This is a genomic window from Pseudomonas fakonensis, assembly GCF_019139895.1.
In the GTDB taxonomy this organism is placed as follows: Bacteria; Pseudomonadota; Gammaproteobacteria; order Pseudomonadales; family Pseudomonadaceae; genus Aquipseudomonas; species Aquipseudomonas fakonensis.
The window spans coordinates 2,971,827-2,983,870 of the sequence record NZ_CP077076.1; the positions used below are offsets into that span (position 1 = coordinate 2,971,827).

Consider the following 12,044-nt stretch of genomic DNA (forward strand, 5'->3'; position numbering starts at 1 on the left):
CCGGCTCAGCAGGCACAAGACAGTTGCTCCCACAGGGTATCGCGCCACCTGTTAGAAGCCCTGCCAGCTTGAGTCACGGCTTGCTGCTGCTTCCCCCTTCACCCTGTCGCCCCATCCCCTCCGACCCGCTGCCGCCATCCATGCCCGGCAGGTCGCGGTCGTCGTTCTGCTCGGCCGGCGGGCTGTCCGGGTCGTTGCCCTTGATGCGCGGGTCGGTGTCCCGCGGCATCGGCTTTTCGATGGGGTTGAGAGTGCTGTCCACGCCCGGTTGAGGGGCGGGGTTGTGCGGGTCGTCCGGGTAGGTGGTGCCGGTGCCGACGGCAAACGCCAGCGGCGAGACGAGCAGGGCGGCAAGCAGGAACGAACGCTTCATGGGGGCAGGCTCCGTGGCAGTGATGTCTATAGACACCTCAAGCCCATCGCGCACTTGAGGGCATGCAGCGTTGGGCTGCCTGCCCATCAGCAAGGTGCCATCACCCCGATCAACGGTCACACCACCATCGACAACAGCATGATGAAGATGATACCCACCACCGAGAGGATGGTTTCCATCATGCTCCAGGTCTTGAAGGTTTCGGCCACGGTCATGTTGAAGTACTGCTTCACCAGCCAGAACCCGGCGTCGTTGACATGGGACAGAATCAGCGAGCCGGCGCCGGTGGCCAGCACCAGCAGTTCGCGGTTGACCCCCGGCACCAGGTCGATCACCGGGGCGACGATGCCGGCACCGGTGATGGTGGCCACGGTGGCCGACCCCGTGGCAATGCGGATCACCGCCGCCACCAGCCAGGCCAGCATGATCGGCGAGATTTCGGCCTGCACGGCCATCTGCCCGATCACGTTGCCCACGCCGGTATCCACCAGCATCTGCTTGAAGCCGCCGCCGGCACCGACGATCAGCACGATGGCTGCAGTGGGCGCCAGGCTCTGGTCGAGCATCTTCATGATCTGCTGGCGGCTGAAGCCGCGGGCCGAACCGAAGGTATAGAAGGCCAGCAGCAGCGCGGCGAGCAGGGCGGTGATGGGGTGGCCGATCAGGTCCATCCACTGGCGCACGATGTGTTCGGCGGGCAGCACCACGTCAGCGAAGGTCTTGAGCAGCATCAGCACCACCGGCAGCAGCACGGTCACCAGGGTGATGGTGAAGCTTGGCAGGTTCTGCTGGTTGGATTCGCGGGCGATCTGGTCCATCAGCTCCTGGGACGGGTTGCCCGGGATGTAGCGGGAGATGAAGTTACCGAACAAGGGGCCGGCGATAACCGCAGTCGGCAGGGCCACCAGCAGGCCGTAGAAGATGGTCTTGCCAATGTCGGCGTGGAAGATGCCGATCGCAAGCAATGGCCCCGGGTGCGGCGGCACCAGGCCGTGCACCACCGAAAGGCCGGCCAGCAGCGGGATGCCGATCTTCACCAGCGACACACCCGAGCGCCGGGCGACGATGAACACCAGCGGGATCAGCAGCACGAAGCCGATTTCGAAGAACAGCGGGATGCCCACCAGGAAGGCGGCGAACATCATCGCCCAGTGCACCTTCTGCTTGCCGAAGGCGCGGATCAGGGTTTGCGCGATCTGGTCGGCGCCGCCGGAGTCGGCCATCAGCTTGCCGAGCATGGTGCCCAGGGCGAGGACGATGCCGACAAAGCCCAGCACCCCGCCAAAGCCGTCCTGGAACGACTTCATCACCTTGGCCACCGGCATGCCGGAGGTCAGGCCGAGAAAGCCAGCTGCCAGGGTCAGGGCGACGAAGGGGTGGACCTTGAAATGGGTGATCAGCAGGATCAGCCCGACGATGGTGACCAGCGCGTCGAGCAACAGGAAGGTATCAGTAGCCAGTCCGAACATGGTTCGTTTGCCTCTGTATTGTCGTTGTTGTAGTGGCGTAGCGGGTGAAGCTTGTTGCAACTTTTGCTGAATTCGGGTGTCGAGACAGCGCTATCTTTGGTGAGCCGGAAAACCGCCCGTTCAGGCAGTACGCGCCAGGCTCCGCTCACCGCAGGGCTTTAGCCAGCTGTCCACCTGCACCGACAGGGTGTCGATGGGGCGGGTGGCATCCAGGGCCAGGGTGCGGGGTTCGCCGTGGGGCGCTTCAAGGGCGGCGAACTGGCTGTCGATCAAGCTGGCCGGCATGAAGTGGCCGGGGCGGGCGAGTACCCGTTTTTCGGCTTCGGTCGGGGTCAGTTCGAGGAACACGAAGCCCAGTTCAGGTACCGCCTGACGCAGGGTTTCACGGTAGCGGCGCTTGAGCGCCGAGCAGGTGAGAATGGGCCGTTCGCCCGCCGCGATGGTGGCCTGCAGTTCTTCGCCCAGGCGCACCAGCCAGCCGGCACGGTCGTCGTCGTTCAGGGGGATGCCGGCGCTCATCTTCTGGATGTTGGCGGCAGGGTGAAAGGCATCGCCTTCGATCAGGCGGCCGCCGCTGCGCTCAGCGATGGCTGCGCCGACGCAGCTCTTGCCGCAGCCGGCCACGCCCATGACCACGATTGCGGACAGGGAAGGATTCATCAGTACCTCCTGCAGGGTGAGATAGCGCTGTCTCGAACGGAGCGAGCCGAGGTTGCGAGCGCCACCCTCCCGGGTGTTATTGGTCTTGTCTTGGGCAGTATGGACGCTTTATGCATGCCTGCTACCAGGTTTGCATTGCCTGCGTCCTGAGACAGCGCTACCTTAGTGGCCGTTCCCCATTCCTGCAAGTAGTAAAATTACAACATCCATGTCTCGCATCGGCTCACGTACCACTGGTCGTCCCACCCTGGCCGAAGTCGCCAGGCTTTCCGGGGTTTCCCCCATCACTGCCTCCCGCGCCCTGCGCGGAGTCAGCACGGTCGCGCCTGAGCTGGCAGAAAAGGTCATGGCCGCCGCCGCCAGCCTTGGCTACGTTGCCAACCCGGCAGCGCGGGCCCTGGCTTCGGCGCGCAGCCAGTCGGTGGTGGTGCTGATTCCGTCGCTGTCCAACCAGCTGTTCATCGACACCCTCGAGGCCATTCACGAGGTGATGCGCCCACGCGGTATGGAAGTGCTGATCGGCAACTATCACTACGATATCGCCGAAGAAGAAAACCTGATTCGCAATTACCTGGCCTACCAGCCCTGCGGCATGCTGCTCACCGGCTTCGAGCGCAGCGACGTTTCGCGCCAGTTGCTGGCCGCCAGCCGGGTGCCCTGCGTACACATGATGGAGCTGGGCGGCGAGGCGGGGACGTTGTCGGTGGGTTTTTCCCAGCATGAGGCCGGGCGCGCGGCGGCGCGCCACCTGATCGAGCGCGGTCGGCGGCGGCTGGGCTTTATCGCCGCGCAGCTCGACCCGCGGGTGATGCAGCGCGCCGAAGGCTTCCGCCAGGCGCTGGCCGAGGCCGGGCTGCGGGCGCCGGAGCTGGAAATGCTCGACCCGCAACCCTCGTCCATCGGCCTGGGTGGCGAGCTGTTCAGCCGCTTGCTGGCCAGCGCGCCGGATGTCGACGGCCTGTTCTTCTGCAACGACGACCTAGCCCAGGGCGCGGTGCTGCAGGCTTTGCGTCAAGGTATCGAGGTGCCGCGGCAGGTGGCGATGGTCGGCTTCAACGACCTGCCGGCGTCGGCGCACATGGTGCCGCCGCTGACCTCGATCCGCACCCCGCGGGCGGCGGTAGGCCGAGGTGCGGCCCAGGCGCTGCTGGGCTTGCTCGATGGCAAGCGAGTGGGGGCCGAGCGCCAGGACCTGGGCTTCGAGCTGGTGGTGCGGGAAAGCTCATAACCCGCGCGCGGCACGGTTATCTGCAGGAGCCGGCTTGCCGGCTCCTGCAGGGAGCAGCGCCGGATTACCGGCCATCGGCGGCTTAATCCATAAGTGATAGCAGTTCGCTTGCACGCCCCCAGTGCCCATCTATGCTCTTGAGCATCCGGTGGGCACAAAGGAGGCCCGGGTCATGTTGGAGTTTCATCGCAAGTCCGATTTGGTCGAGATTCAGCGTTGCCAGCAAGCGTTGGCCGGCATGCAAGCCAAGCTCGCGGCGATCAGCCGTTCCATGGCAATGATCGAGTTCACCCCCGACGGCACCATCCTCGAAGCCAACGAGCACTTCTGCAAGACCATGGGCTACAGCGCCGACGAGATCCGCGGCAAGCACCACCGTATTTTCTGCGACCCCACCTATGCCAAAGGCGCCGAGTACCAGCAGCTGTGGCGTGAGCTGGGCGAGGGCAAGGCCATCAGCGGTACCTTCGAGCGGCTGGATAAGGCCGGTCGCGAGGTGTGGCTGGAGGCCTGCTACATGCCGGTGCTCGATGAGCGCCAGCAGGTGACCAGTGTGATCAAGGTGGCCTCCGACATTACCCGCCATGTGATCGAGGAGCACGAAAGCGAAAGCCTGCTCAAGGCCATCGGCCGCTCCATGGCGGTGGTGGAGTTCACCCCGGCCGGGCGGGTGATCAAGGCCAACCAGAACTTCCTCGACACCATGGGCTACCGGCACGAAGAAGTGGTGGGCCGCCACCACGGTTTGTTCTGCCTGCCCCATGAGCGCGAGTCGGCTCAATACCGCGATTTCTGGGCCTCGCTCAACCGCGGCGAGTATCATTCGCACCGCTTCGAACGGGTCGACAAGCAGGGCCGCACCGTTTACCTGGAGGCGTCGTACAACCCGATCTTCGACAACAAGGGCCGCCTGTACAAGGTGGTCAAGTTCGCCAGCGACATCACCCGCCAGGTCAGCACTCAGCAAACCGCCGCCGATGCCGCCCACGCAAGCTCGGTGCAGACCGATGCCTGCGCACGCAAGGGCAGTGAAGTGGTGCAGCAGACCGTCGAAGTGATCGAGCAGATTTCCGTGGAGTTGAACGAGGCCGCACGCACCATCGATGCGGTGAGCAAGCAGTCCGACGTGATCGGGCAGATCGTACTGACCATTCGCGGCATCGCCGACCAGACCAACCTGCTGGCGCTCAACGCGGCGATCGAGGCGGCGCGGGCGGGCGAGCACGGGCGCGGCTTCGCGGTGGTGGCCGACGAGGTGCGCAACCTGGCGGCGCGCACCAGCAAGGCCACCCTGGAGATCGTCGATGTGGTGCGGCAGAACCACGACTTGTCACTGACCGCCGTGGCCAGCATGCAATCGAGCCTGACCCGCACGGGTATCGGTGTGGAGCTGGCCAACGAGGCCGGGACGGTGATCATGGAAATCCAGCAGGGCTCGCGGCACGTGGTGGACGCGATCAGCCAGATCAGCTCGACCCTGCAATTGCACTGACCCCCTGGCGCAGTTCGCGCTCCAGGCTTTGCAGGCTCTCAAGCAAGGGGGCCAGCAATGGCCCGGTTGGCAGGCCGTCGGCGATGGCCTGCTCAAGCGCCTCGCAATCGGCCACCACCGCGCTCACCTTTAGCATTTTTGCCCCACCTTTGATGCGATGCACGGTCATGGCCAGGGCGTCGGGCGCTGCCGGCTCGCCCAGGTTGCGCAGTGACTGCAGGTCTTCGGCTGTGCTTTCGGCCAGTTGGCGCAGCAGGGTCAGGGTCAGTTGGCGGTCGTCCTGCGTCAGGTGGCGCAGCTTGGCCAGCTCGAAGCCACTGGCCCTGTATGGCGCTGCTTGTGGTTGCTCGGTGAAGGGCAGTGGTTTGGCAGTGGCCAGGCTTGCCTGCAAGGCGCGCAGGCCCAGGGGCTTGAACAGGCACTCGTCCATGCCGCTGGCCAGGCAGCGCTGGCGCTCTTCGGCCTGGGCATTGGCGGTGACGCCGATGATCCGGCAGCGCGGCCGTTGCAGGGCGTGCTCCAGGGCCCGGACGCGCCGGGTGAGGGCGTGGCCATCCATTACCGGCATGTTGCAGTCGGTCAGCAGCACATCGAAGTAGCCGGTCTGCCACAGCCCCAGCGCCGCCTCGCCCTGTTCGGCCAAGGTCACCTGGTGGCCGAGCGAGCCCAATTGCTTGTCCAGCAGCAGCAGGTTGGCGGGGTAGTCGTCGACCACCAGAATGCGCAGCGCCGTGGTGCCCTGGGCGCTTTCATCCGGGGCGCCTGAGGTGTCGGCGGAGGGCTCCGCCTGTTTCAAGGTGAGCCGCACATCGACCTGGGTGCCAAGGCCCTCCAGGCTTTGCAGGCTGAGTTCGCCGCCCATCAAGGCGCACAGGTGGCGGCTGATCAGCAGGCCCAGGCCGGCCCCCTGGCGGCCAGCGTGTTCGCCAGCCTGGGCGAAGGCCTCGAACAGTCGGGCCTGATCGGCGCTGCTGATGCCGACGCCGCTGTCACTGACCTGCAGTTGCACGGCAAGCATGCCCGGCACATCAGGTGTGCCGCGCAAGCTCACCCCTACCTGGCCGCGGTGGGTGAACTTGATCGCGTTGCTTACCAGGTTGGCCAGCACCTGCTTGAGCCGCAGCGGGTCGGCCTCGACCCAGCAGGCAGCTTCGGGCACCGAGGCCTGCAGGCCAATGCCTTTGGCTCGGGCGTTGCCCTCGAACATGCGCAGCACCGCTTGCACCAGGGCGCGCAACTCGATGGGGACAGGCTGCAAGGTCATGCGCCCGGACTCGATGCGGGAGATGTCCAGCACATCGCCAATCAGATCGAGCAGCCCGACCGCAGAATCGTGGGCGGTCTCCAGAGCCTGGGGGTCGTTGCGGCCCTTGCGGCTGTCCTGCAAGGCCAGCTCCAGCAAGCCTATGACAGCGTTCATCGGGGTGCGTATCTCGTGGCTCATCACCGCCAGGAAGGTGCTCTTGGCTTGGCTGGCCTGCTCGGCATCGACCTTGGCCTGGCGCAATTGCTCAAGCAGCGCACGGCTCAAGCCCAGTTGCACTTGCAGGGCGCGCTGGGCTTCGGTGCGCTGGTGAATCAGCTTGCGCAGGTAGAGGTTCCAGAACAGCACCCCGGCCAGTATCACGCCTGCCAGCAGCAACGCCTGGATCGCCAGGCTGCGGTAATTGCGCCAGGGGCTGTCGCTGGCCACGGCGCTGCTGCGCCAGCGGTCGACCAGTTGGTCCAGCTGGTCGGGGGGCAGGCTCAGCAGAGCCTTGTCGAGGATCGCCTGCAACTGCGGCAGCGCCGGGGTTACGGCAAAACTTGCCGCTATTGGCTCGTCGCCAAGTTGCCCGGCAACCCTGAGCTTGCCGTTGCCCAGCTGGTTGATGAAATAGTTGGCGTTGATCAGCGGGCTGAGGGCGGCATCGGCCTTGCCATCGATCACGGCTTGCAGCAGCTCGAGCGGGTTCTTGGCTTTGACCACCTGGTGGTTGAGCAGGTCACCGCGCAGCGGTGAACCCTGCAGCACAGCGATGCGCCTGGCGGCGAGTGGCTGCCCGCTATCCAGCGCTGAGGCATCGGCGCGGGTCACCAATACCCGCGGGCTGACCATGAATGACCGGGTGTAGCGCAGGCGATTGGCCTGGCGGGGGTCATGGCCGATGGCGCCAAGCATGTCGACCTTGCCCTGCGCCGCAGCCTCGAGCATGGCGTCGAACGAGTCGGTCATCACGAATTCGAAATGCAGGCCGGTACGGCGGCTGATCTGCTCCAGCACATCGACGGCGATACCGCGCGGTTGCTGCAAGGCATCGGTGAAGGTCAGGGGGGCGAGGCTGGTGTTGATCATCACCCGCACGCTGGGATGTCTGGCGATCCAGTTGCGTTCCTCGGCGCTCAGCGCGTCCAGGCGGCGATCAAGCAGGGTTGCGGTGCTACCGCGCGTCCAGCGATTCAGGATGTTCAGGCGCTCGCTGCCGCTGATGCGTTGCAGCGCCTGGTTGACCAGTTTCAGCAAGCGCTGCTGGTCACGGTCCACGGCGAAGGAGAAGGTGCTGGGCGGCGCCTTGACCAGGTGATCGATGGCGACCAGCCCCTGGTAGCCCTTGCCGATCACGTAGTCGGTACTGATGGCATCGCCCAGATACGCATCGGCCTGCCCGAGGGCAACGGCGGCTACGCCTGCCAGGGTGGAGCGCTGCAGCACCAGCCGGGCATTGGGGTAGAGCTGGCGCACAGCTTCGCTTGGCCAGTAGTGGTCGACCATGGCCAGGCGCATGCCGGTCAGGTCGCCGGCGTCACGCAAGGGGTGACCGTGGCGGGCGACGACCACCGGCAGGTCATCGGCATAGGGTTGGCTCAATGCAAGCCCCGCATCGGCGGCTTCGAAGGCATTGGAGCTGCCCAACAGGTCGATTTCACCCTTGTGCAGGGCGGCAATGGCTTGGGGGCGGTCAGGGTAGCGAATAACCTGCACCGGAACGCCCAGCTGTTCGCCGATCAGGCCGGCATAGTCGGCGCTGAGGCCTTCGTAGTCGGCCTGGCTGGTATTGATGTCGAAGGGGGGGTAATCCGGGTTCGAGGTACCCAGGCGCAGGCCGTTGCGTGTCGCCAGCCACTCGCGGTCGGCGAGCGTCAGGCGCAGGGGTGGCACGGCGCTTTGCGAGCGGGCGAGTAGTTGCCGGGGCTCGCCGGCCGCTTGCGCCAAGCCGGGGGCGAGCGCGAATGCGGCCAGCAGCAGGCACACCAGGGTGCCTTTGCCCATGGTCTCAGACCACGTTGTTGCGTTTGGCCAGGTCGACCATTTCCACCAGCGATTCGGCCTTGAGCTTTTCAAGGATCCGGCCGCGGTAGGTGCTGATGGTCTTGGCACTGAGGTTCATCTGCTCGCCGATCAACTTGTTGCTCTGCCCGGCGCACAAGCGCCGCAATACCTCCATCTCACGGTTGGAAAGCAGGCCGAGGCGTTCGTGCTCGCTTTCCAGGCTGTTGCTGTTCACTGCCATCTGCGGGAAGGTCGAATACCCCTTCACCAGCGCCTTCAGGGCGAACACCAGTGCGTCGAGGTCCTCATCCTTGTTCACGAAGGCGGAAATGCCGGCGTCCATGCAGCGGCGCACATAAAGGTCGGCGGGCTGGCCGGTCAGGGCCATGATCTTGGGGGGTGGGTCCAGCAGCTTGAGGCGTTTGATCACCTCCATGCCGTCCAGGTCGGGCAGGCCGATGTCGAGTATGACCACGTCGGCCCTGGTTTTTGCCGCCAAGGTGGCGGCCTCCTTGCCCTTGCCGGTTTCACCGACGACGGTGAAGCGCTCGTTCTCGAGCAGCATGCGCACGGCAAGGCGAACGATGTGGTGGTCATCGACCAGCAGCACGGATGTCATGCAATAACTCCTGTTGAATTGAGCCCGCGTCCTTTGATGCATCAGGCTCAGGTCTGGGGCTGCAAAGCCGGGGCAGCGCACATTACGGCGATTCAGGAGCCTTGGTAATAGGGGAGTATAGGTGTGTTGAAAAACCAACGGGCTTTTGTTGAAAAGGACTACAAAAGGGCCTGAGGCGGCCCTTGTGGCGATGGCCGGTGTTGCATGTCAGGCGCAGGCGGGGTGGGCCTTGTGCACCCGTTGGGTGGAAGCTGGGTTGTTGTGCAAGGCCCGGCCAACCCGGGTTGGCCGAGGGCTCAGCTGGCCGCCGCAATTAGGGCAGCCACTGCTGAAATGCTGCGCGGCACAGGCGCTGCAGAAGGTGCATTCGAACGAGCAGATCAGTGCATCCGGGCTGTCACCGGGCAGATCGCGGTCACAGCATTCGCAGTTGGGGCGTAGCTCGAGCATGGCGTGGCTTCCGTGGTTGGCAAAGCCTGAGTGTGCTACGGCGCCCTACTGCCCGGCAATCGGCTCAGCGCCCGGGGCGGTAGAGGTGGGCGTGGCCGGCGCGGTACAGCGCCGAATCGGCGAACGGTGCATCGCCCAGCACATGGCCGACCAGAATCAGCGCCGTGCGCCGGAAGCCCTTGCCGGCCACCTGTTCGACGATGTTTGCCAGGGTGCCGCGGGCCCAGTCCTGGTCAGGCCAGGTGGCCCGGTGCACCACGGCCACCGGGCAGTCGGCGCCGTAATGCGGCAGCAGTTCGTCGACGATGCGCGCCAGGTTACGGATGCCCAGGTGGATGGCCAGGGTGCACCCATGGCGGGCCAGGTCGGCCAGTTGTTCGCCGGCGGGCATCGGCGAGCTGTCGCCGTAGCGGGTCAGAATCACCGTTTGTGCCACTTCCGGCAGGGTCAGTTCGCAGCCGAGCAGGGCGGCACTGGCAGCGGTGGCAGTGACCCCGGGGATGATCTGGTAGTCGATGCCCAGCTCGTGCAGGTGGCGGATCTGCTCGCCGATGGCGCCGTACAGGCTCGGGTCGCCGCTGTGTACCCGGGCCACGTCCTGGCCGTTGACGTGGGCCTGGCGCATGGCGTCGATGATCTGCTCCAGGTGCAACTCAGCACTGTTGATGACGGTGCTGGCGCGGTGCCCTTCGAGCACCGCAGGCGGTACCAGGGAGCCTGCGTAGATGATCACCGGGCACTGATGGATCAGGCGTTGGCCCTTGACCGTGATCAGCTCGGGGTCGCCGGGGCCGGCGCCGATGAAGTAGACCGTCATGAAAAATCCTTGCAGAAAAAAGGCGGATTATCCGCCGTACGCCAGCGCCAGGGTAGCGCCACCCAGTACTTGCCGGGGCACGTGCAGGCGGGGCGCGGCGCAACGGGTACCGGCCAGCGCCAGGGCGGTGCTTTCGGCGACGCCCCAGCAGCCGGTCTGGGCGAAGGCTGCGGCTGAGCGTTGGCTGAGCAGTGGCTCGAAGCCAAGCAGGTGCTCGGCATCGAAACAGATGAGGGGGAGCCCCAGGCGCTCGGCCAGTGCCAGCAGCCCGGGCTCGCGCGCCTTGTGGCGGATGCTGGCGACCCCGTGCAGGGCGTTCAGCGCCAGGCCGTGTTCGGCCAGGGTCTGGCGCAGCAGCACCGCCAGGGTTTCCACCGGGCAACCCCGGCGGCAACCAAAGCCTGCGAACAGTGCAGGGGTTGACATCAGGCGGCGCTGGAACGGCGGAACAGCCACGCACTGAGCAGGCCCAAGGCCAGCCAGAATGCAGCGTTGGTCAGCCACGAGGCGATCTTGAACTGGGTTTCAAGGGCTTCGGGGGCCAGGCTTTCGTGTACGGGTGGTTGCGGTGCGCCGATCACATGCGGGATCACCAGCAGCACCACGCCCAGCACCTTGAACAGCCAGTGGCGTGCGAACACCAGCAGCGCAAGGCCGGCAGCGGTGGCGGCGGCGGTGCCGATCCACCAGCTTTGGCGCAGGCCTAGGTCGGCTGCGGCGGTGCCCGGCAGCTCCGGTGGCAGGCCCAGGGTCGGTGCCAGGCAGAACACCGCAAAACCCGCCAGCCCCCACCAGGCACCGCTGCGCACCCGGCCCGGCTCACGCAGGCTATACAGCGCCGCGAGAATCAGGGCGAAGCCTACCGCCACCACCAGATTGCCACCGGTGGTGGACAGCACGCGCTGCCAGCCATCTTCCGGCGACCAGGCCTCGCCGCCGTGTTCGTGCTCATGGGCTGCGCCGGCCTCGCCGTGCTCGTGGTGTTCGGCGGCAGGGGCTGCGCTCTCGTAGGTTTCGGCCTGCAGAATCAGCGGGGCCACCCAGAAACTTTGCAGCAACGTCAGCAACAGGGCTGCGAGCAGCCCGCTGAAGCCCGCGGTGCGGGCAATGCGCGTAATCATGCAGGGATTCTCGGTAACCGGTCAGTGGCAGGGGAAGGCAGCGCTGTGGCGGGTATCGTGAGCCGCGTTGTGCACGGCCTCGATGTGCGAGAAACCGGCGAAGTACACCAGGCACAGGCCCAGCAGGCTGGCGCCGATGGCGATGACCATGCGCTGACTGAGGGAAGTAGGGGTGGCGATGCTGTGTTTGGCGGTGCTGATTGGCATGACGCGTTCCTCTGCTGCTTTTGTTGTGGCAACGGGCAAGCGCGGCGACCCCGGGCATGAGCGCCCAGGGCATACGACAGCGCCCGCCCACCGCGGGGTGTTGATAGGGCGTCCAGGCCGGTCTCCGGGCTGGCGAGGTGGAGCGGGGCTCCAGGTTATGCGTTTCCTTCCCATGCCGGACTGCTGGCACAGTGGTTCAGACGCATCACTCGCTTACCGTTGCGGGGGCAGCACCGGCTTTGCCAGGCCTTATGAAAGGCACTTGGCGCACCGGTTTCCCGTTTCACCCCCAATGGGGGCACCTTGACGCAGTGCGCTAGCAAATCACGGGGCAGGGCGGGCGTCAATCGCCGCGGCG

11 protein-coding genes, 2 pseudogenes and 1 riboswitch are annotated in these 12,044 nt (G+C 65.7%); of the genes and pseudogenes, 3 read left to right on the top strand and 10 right to left on the bottom strand.

Features of this window, described 5'->3' with window-relative positions:
* Positions 1-73 precede the first annotated feature (73 nt).
* From KSS94_RS13235 to KSS94_RS13245, 3 genes are all read right to left on the bottom strand, one after another.
* Positions 74-373: a hypothetical protein gene (locus tag KSS94_RS13235; RefSeq protein WP_217843415.1), complete on the bottom strand. Its 300-nt coding sequence runs from the start codon at positions 371-373 to the stop codon at positions 74-76.
* Between the two features lie 116 nt (positions 374-489).
* A complete protein-coding gene (locus tag KSS94_RS13240) occupies positions 490-1,842 on the bottom strand; it encodes a GntP family permease (RefSeq protein ID WP_217843416.1) in 1,353 nt (450 codons plus the stop codon).
* Positions 1,843-1,962: 120 nt separating this feature from the next.
* A complete protein-coding gene (locus KSS94_RS13245) occupies positions 1,963-2,502 on the bottom strand; it encodes a gluconokinase (protein WP_217843417.1) in 540 nt (179 codons plus the stop codon).
* A 208-nt stretch (positions 2,503-2,710) separates the two neighbouring features.
* Between KSS94_RS13245 and gntR the strand changes: the two genes are divergently transcribed.
* From gntR to KSS94_RS27580, 3 genes and pseudogenes are all read left to right on the top strand, one after another.
* Positions 2,711-3,730: an HTH-type transcriptional regulator GntR gene (gntR, locus tag KSS94_RS13250; protein WP_217843418.1), complete on the top strand. Its 1,020-nt coding sequence runs from the start codon at positions 2,711-2,713 to the stop codon at positions 3,728-3,730.
* Between the two features lie 238 nt (positions 3,731-3,968).
* A pseudogene (locus KSS94_RS27575) lies at positions 3,969-4,685 on the top strand (PAS domain-containing protein); the annotation flags it as partial.
* Positions 4,686-4,859: 174 nt separating this feature from the next.
* A pseudogene (locus tag KSS94_RS27580) lies at positions 4,860-5,222 on the top strand (methyl-accepting chemotaxis protein); the annotation flags it as partial.
* Here KSS94_RS27580 and KSS94_RS13260 read toward each other — a convergent pair.
* The 7 genes from KSS94_RS13260 to KSS94_RS13290 all read right to left on the bottom strand — a co-directional run bounded on the left by KSS94_RS13260 (position 5,197) and on the right by KSS94_RS13290 (position 11,686).
* A complete protein-coding gene (locus KSS94_RS13260; RefSeq protein ID WP_225935883.1) occupies positions 5,197-8,472 on the bottom strand; it encodes a transporter substrate-binding domain-containing protein in 3,276 nt (1,091 codons plus the stop codon). The pseudogene KSS94_RS27580 and the gene KSS94_RS13260 overlap by 26 nt on opposite strands.
* 4 nt (positions 8,473-8,476) lie before the next feature.
* A complete protein-coding gene (locus tag KSS94_RS13265) occupies positions 8,477-9,091 on the bottom strand; it encodes a response regulator transcription factor (RefSeq protein ID WP_217843420.1) in 615 nt (204 codons plus the stop codon).
* 207 nt (positions 9,092-9,298) lie between these two features.
* On the bottom strand, positions 9,299-9,541 hold the full coding sequence (locus tag KSS94_RS13270) for a DUF1272 domain-containing protein (protein ID WP_217843421.1): 243 nt from the start codon (positions 9,539-9,541) through the stop codon (positions 9,299-9,301).
* Positions 9,542-9,605: 64 nt separating this feature from the next.
* The gene (cobM, locus tag KSS94_RS13275) at positions 9,606-10,358 is read right to left on the bottom strand and encodes a precorrin-4 C(11)-methyltransferase (RefSeq protein ID WP_217843422.1); all 753 of its coding nucleotides are present in this window, start codon (positions 10,356-10,358) and stop codon (positions 9,606-9,608) included.
* 27 nt (positions 10,359-10,385) lie between these two features.
* Entirely contained in the window at positions 10,386-10,784 is a 399-nt protein-coding gene (locus KSS94_RS13280; protein WP_217843423.1) for a cobalamin biosynthesis protein, read from the bottom strand.
* Entirely contained in the window at positions 10,784-11,479 is a 696-nt protein-coding gene (locus KSS94_RS13285; protein ID WP_217843424.1) for a CbtA family protein, read from the bottom strand. Before KSS94_RS13285 ends, KSS94_RS13280 begins: the two co-directional genes overlap by 1 nt.
* A 21-nt stretch (positions 11,480-11,500) precedes the next feature.
* Positions 11,501-11,686: a CbtB domain-containing protein gene (locus KSS94_RS13290; RefSeq protein WP_217843425.1), complete on the bottom strand. Its 186-nt coding sequence runs from the start codon at positions 11,684-11,686 to the stop codon at positions 11,501-11,503.
* Between the two features lie 98 nt (positions 11,687-11,784).
* Positions 11,785-12,007: riboswitch (cobalamin riboswitch) on the bottom strand.
* Positions 12,008-12,044: the final 37 nt, after the last annotated feature.

Coding starts and splice junctions, on each gene's coding strand:
- KSS94_RS13265 (WP_217843420.1), bottom strand. CDS start 9,091: ATGACATCCGTGCTGCTGGTCGATGACCACCACATCGTTCGCCTTGCC.
- KSS94_RS13240 (WP_217843416.1), bottom strand. CDS start 1,842: ATGTTCGGACTGGCTACTGATACCTTCCTGTTGCTCGACGCGCTGGTC.
- KSS94_RS13290 (WP_217843425.1), bottom strand. CDS start 11,686: ATGCCAATCAGCACCGCCAAACACAGCATCGCCACCCCTACTTCCCTC.
- KSS94_RS13260 (WP_225935883.1), bottom strand. CDS start 8,472: ATGGGCAAAGGCACCCTGGTGTGCCTGCTGCTGGCCGCATTCGCGCTC.
- KSS94_RS13280 (WP_217843423.1), bottom strand. CDS start 10,784: ATGTCAACCCCTGCACTGTTCGCAGGCTTTGGTTGCCGCCGGGGTTGC.
- KSS94_RS13235 (WP_217843415.1), bottom strand. CDS start 373: ATGAAGCGTTCGTTCCTGCTTGCCGCCCTGCTCGTCTCGCCGCTGGCG.
- cobM (WP_217843422.1), bottom strand. CDS start 10,358: ATGACGGTCTACTTCATCGGCGCCGGCCCCGGCGACCCCGAGCTGATC.
- KSS94_RS13285 (WP_217843424.1), bottom strand. CDS start 11,479: ATGATTACGCGCATTGCCCGCACCGCGGGCTTCAGCGGGCTGCTCGCA.
- KSS94_RS13270 (WP_217843421.1), bottom strand. CDS start 9,541: ATGCTCGAGCTACGCCCCAACTGCGAATGCTGTGACCGCGATCTGCCC.
- KSS94_RS13245 (WP_217843417.1), bottom strand. CDS start 2,502: ATGAATCCTTCCCTGTCCGCAATCGTGGTCATGGGCGTGGCCGGCTGC.
- gntR (WP_217843418.1), top strand. CDS start 2,711: ATGTCTCGCATCGGCTCACGTACCACTGGTCGTCCCACCCTGGCCGAA.